Annotated in this window: 4 protein-coding genes and 1 pseudogene; 1 reads left to right on the top strand and 4 read right to left on the bottom strand. The window is 69.4% G+C overall.

The features are described from left to right. From CCN39_RS22540 to CCN39_RS22530, 3 genes and pseudogenes are all read right to left on the bottom strand, one after another. Window positions 1-271, bottom strand: a pseudogene (locus CCN39_RS22540) (hypothetical protein); the annotation flags it as partial. A 65-nt stretch (window positions 272-336) separates the two neighbouring features. Beyond that, window positions 337-804, bottom strand: coding sequence for a hypothetical protein (locus CCN39_RS22535; protein ID WP_086845032.1), 468 nt, complete (start codon window positions 802-804; stop codon window positions 337-339). 72 nt (window positions 805-876) lie between these two features. After that, window positions 877-2,277, bottom strand: a complete 1,401-nt coding sequence (locus CCN39_RS22530) for an NAD(P)H-quinone dehydrogenase (RefSeq protein WP_086845030.1) — start codon at window positions 2,275-2,277, stop codon at window positions 877-879. 126 nt (window positions 2,278-2,403) lie between these two features. On the opposite strand from CCN39_RS22530, the gene CCN39_RS22525 reads away from it, so the two are divergent. Continuing rightward, window positions 2,404-2,856, top strand: a complete 453-nt coding sequence (locus tag CCN39_RS22525; RefSeq protein ID WP_208630318.1) for a gamma-glutamylcyclotransferase family protein — start codon at window positions 2,404-2,406, stop codon at window positions 2,854-2,856. Window positions 2,857-2,937: 81 nt separating this feature from the next. Here CCN39_RS22525 and CCN39_RS22520 read toward each other — a convergent pair whose 3' ends face one another. Then, window positions 2,938-3,711: an endonuclease domain-containing protein gene (locus CCN39_RS22520; RefSeq protein ID WP_244210948.1), complete on the bottom strand. Its 774-nt coding sequence runs from the start codon at window positions 3,709-3,711 to the stop codon at window positions 2,938-2,940. Window positions 3,712-3,998 lie beyond the last annotated feature (287 nt).

The raw sequence follows: 3,998 nt of genomic DNA, 5'->3' as shown, positions 1-3,998 counted from the left end.
CGGCCGCGGCCGGCGCCTTGGCCGGGTCGTTCTGCGGGCCGACCCGCCGCAGCGCGCCGATCTCGAGGACCGGTGACGCCAGGTCGCGCGTGCTCGCGGCTTCGCAGCCGAGCCGGATCTGCACCTTCGCACCCGGGCGGGCCGCGGTCGGCATGACGCGGAAGTAGGCCTTCGGGTTCCCCGCCTGCTCCGCCGGCGTCGCGGCGAAGGCCGCCGGGGCCGAGAGCAGCAATCCACCCGAAACGGCGGCGACGGCCAGGACCTTCTTCATTGCCAACCCCTTTTCCCTCCCCGGGGAGTGCTGCCCGGAAAGACGCTCTGCCCGCGGAGGGGAAATCAGCCGGCCATGCTGCCGTCGCCGGCCTTCGCGGCGCCGGACGGCACCTTCGCGACCTGGGCGGCGGGCACCGAGAACTGCGTGGTGTAGGTCTGGTCGCCGCAGGTCACGGTCAGCGGGTACGTCCCCGCCGCGGTGCCGGGCTTCAGCTCGACGTCGGCACTGATGTTCGCGTCGGCGCCCATGAACGGGCCGGGGGTGTAGTTGGCGAACGTCAGCACCGGCGAGGCGAAAGCCGGCGACGGGCCTTCGCACTTCGCCAGCGCGACGTTCGGCGCGTCGCGGACGTACTTGTCCACCAGCGTCTGGTTGATCGCGGTGTTCACGTTGAGCTGGACCTTGCCGGCCTTCGCGGTCGGGCTCGTGCTCGTGTTCGGCGTCGGGCCGGTGCTCTGCGCCATCGCCGGTCCCGTCAGCGCCGTCGCCCCGATCACCGCTGCCGCAACGAAAACCACCGTCTTGCGCACGTTCGCACCCTTCGCGTCCTTCAGCCTTACAACCGTCAAGACGCGACGAGTGCGCCGGGGTTGCGTGCTTCCTCAGTCGAGATCGTCGTGGCGCATGAGCTGGCGCCCGGCCTCGGTGATCGAGCCCGACAGCGACGGGTACACCGAAAATGTCAGTGCCAGGTGGTCCACTGTGAGCTGGTTCTGGACGGCGAGCGCGATGGGAAGGATGAGCTCGCTCGCCTGCGGCGCCACGACGACGCCACCGACGACCACGCCGGTGGCGGGGCGGCAGAACAGCTTCACGAAGCCTCGGCGGAGGCCCTCCATCTTCGCGCGCGCGTTGGTGGCCAGGGGCAGCATGATGGTGCGCGCGGGCACCTCGCCGGAGTCGATCGCCTGCTGGCTGATGCCGACGGTGGCGATTTCCGGGTGGGTGAACACGTTGGCGGCGACGGTCTTGAGCTTGATCGGCGCGACGCCTTCGCCCAGCGCGTGCCACATCGCGATGCGGCCCTGCATGCTCGCCACCGAGGCCAGCATGAGCACGCCGGTGCAGTCACCGGCGGCGTAGATCCCGGGAACGGAGGTGCGCGAAACGCGGTCGACGGTGATGAACCCGCCGGGGCCGGGCGAGATGCCGACCTTGTCGAGGCCGATGTCCTGGGTGTTCGGAACCGACCCGACGGTCATCAGCGCGTGGCTGGCTTCGATCACGCGGCCGTCGGCGAGGTGGATCTCGACGCCCTTCTCGGTGCGCTCGACGCGGTCGGCGCGCGCCTGCTTCGCGACGGTCGTGCCGCGCTGCGAGAAGACCTCTTCGAGCACCGCGGCGGCGTCGGCGTCCTCGTGCGGGAGGACGCGGTCACGGCTGGAGACGACGGTGACCTTGACACCCATCTCGGTGTAGGCGGACGCGAACTCGGCGCCGGTGACACCCGAGCCGATCACGGCGAGGTGCTCCGGCAGCTCCTGGAGCTCGTAGAGCTGCCGCCAGTCGAGGATGCGCTCGCCGTCGGGAACGGCGCCGGGCAGCACGCGCGGGGTGGCGCCGGTGGCGATGAGGACGACGTCGGCGGGCAGCTTCTCGGTGCCGTCCTTCGTCGTGACGGCGACCTTGTGGGTGGCCAGGCCGGGCTCTTCGTCGCAGAAGCGGGCTTCGCCGGCGATGACGCGGACGCCTTCGCGCTGGACGCGGGCGCGGATGTCGGCGGACTGGGCGAGCGCGAGCCCCTTCACCCGGCCGTGGACGGTCGGGAGGTCGATGCTGGTGTCGGCCATGTCGGTGTTGATGCCGAGCTCGCTGAGGTCGTGCATCTTGGCCAGGGCGCCGGAGCTCGCGATGAACGTCTTCGAGGGAACGCAGTCGTAGAGGACGCAGGCGCCACCCAGGCCGTCCCGTTCGACGATCGTGACGTCGGCCCCGTGCTGGGCCGCGACCAGCGCGGCTTCGTAGCCGGCCGGGCCCCCGCCCATGATCACGATCCTGGTCACCTGGGTCCTCCTCTGCCTGTTCGTGCGGTGCTCTCACCGTACGCGGCGAAGGTGACCGGACACTGAAGTGGGCGAACACGGCGAGTGCGTCCACTCGGGTCGGGCAGGTGTCGCTACGCTGTCGGCGTGCCGTTGTATGCCGCGTACGGATCGAACATGGAGCCCGCCCAGATGCTGGAGCGCGCGCCGCACTCTCCGATGGCCGGCACCGGCTGGCTGGAGGGCTGGCGCCTGACCTTCGGCGGAGAAGACCTGGGGTGGGAAGGTGCCCTGGCGACGATCGTCGAGGACCCGGCTTCCCGGGTCTTCGTCGTGTTGTACGACGTGACCCCGCTGGACGAGACGGGCCTGGACCGCTGGGAAGGCGGCGAGCTGGGGATCCACTCGAAGATCCGACTCCGGGTGCAAACCATGGACGGCTCGGTCCTGGCCTGGCTGTATGTCCTGGACGCCTACGAAGGCGGCCTACCCTCAGCCCGCTACCTGGGAGTCCTGGCCGACGCCGCCGAGGCAGCCGGCGCCCCCGCCGACTACGTCGACGACCTCCGAACCCGCCCCTGCTCCGGCATAACCGGCTAACCCGTGTCGACCCTCTGATCACGCGTGTCGACCCGCCAATCACGCGTGTCGTCTCTCTGATCACGCGCGTCGACCTTCTGATCACGCAGCCCGGCCGGACCGCCGGTCGAAGGCGTCCCGCAACTCGGCCAGCAGGCGGCTCGGATCCCGAAGGTCGGCGGCAGCCGCCCGGACGGTGATCCAGCCGCGGGCAGCCATCCGCTGGTCGCGTTCGAGGTCGTACTCCCGCCGTTCTTCGTGAGCTGCGACCCCGTCGTACTCGAGCGCGATCTGCCTGCTCGGCCACGCCATGTCGAACACGTAGAGCTTGCGGCCGTCGATGGTCGTGATCTGGTGCTGCGGCTCGGGCACCGGGAAACCGGCTTCGACGACGATCAGCCGGAGCACGCTCTCGGGAGGCGATTCCGCCTTGCCGGTGGCAAGGTCCAAGAGCATCAGGGCCCTGTGGATACCTCGCCGGTCCCGGCGGTCGGAAAGCCGGTCGCGCACGTTCTCGCGAAGTCTCGCGCAGTGGTCCGGCGGCAGCCCTCGCATGGCTTCGTCGACCGCGGGAAAGGCCGCTCGCTTGTCCCCGTCGCAGAGGAAGTCGGCCAGCGCGCGATCAAGGAGGAACGTGGCGAGACCGTCGATTTCGATGACGTCATGATCACGGAAGCCGCCCTGGTGCACAACCAGACCAGAGCGCGATCGGATGCGCCGCGAATAGGGCACCATCACGTGGATCTCACGTTCGTCGGCCACCGAAATGCCATGCAGCGCAAGGGAAGTGACGCCAGCCAGCGCGACGGGAGGACCGACCGCGAGCAGCGCAGCCGCGGCTCTCGTCGGCAGCTTCAGCAGGTCGGTGGCGTGCACGACGACACCTCGCCACGGCTGCGAAAGCAACCCGCGGTCGAGCCCCTCGAGGACTTTGCGTCGCCCTAAAAGCCTGTCGGCTTCGGCGCGCGAGAGCACTCCATGTCGTCTTGCCCACTCAGTCACAAGATCGAGGATGAGACCCTGCCGGACCAGAATGAAAGGGCCTCATCCACGATCTGTGGATAACTATCCGCCTGTGGATAACTTGTGCACAACCGTCCCGTGCGGGAACGGTCGACACGCGTGATCAGAGGGTCGACACGCGTGATTGGGGGGACGACACG

Origin of the sequence: Amycolatopsis kentuckyensis (assembly GCF_002155975.1) — a bacterium.
GTDB lineage: Bacteria > Actinomycetota > Actinomycetes > Mycobacteriales > Pseudonocardiaceae > Amycolatopsis > Amycolatopsis kentuckyensis.
Note: the sequence above shows the minus strand (reverse complement) of the source record. Positions and strands in the feature narration are given on the sequence as shown.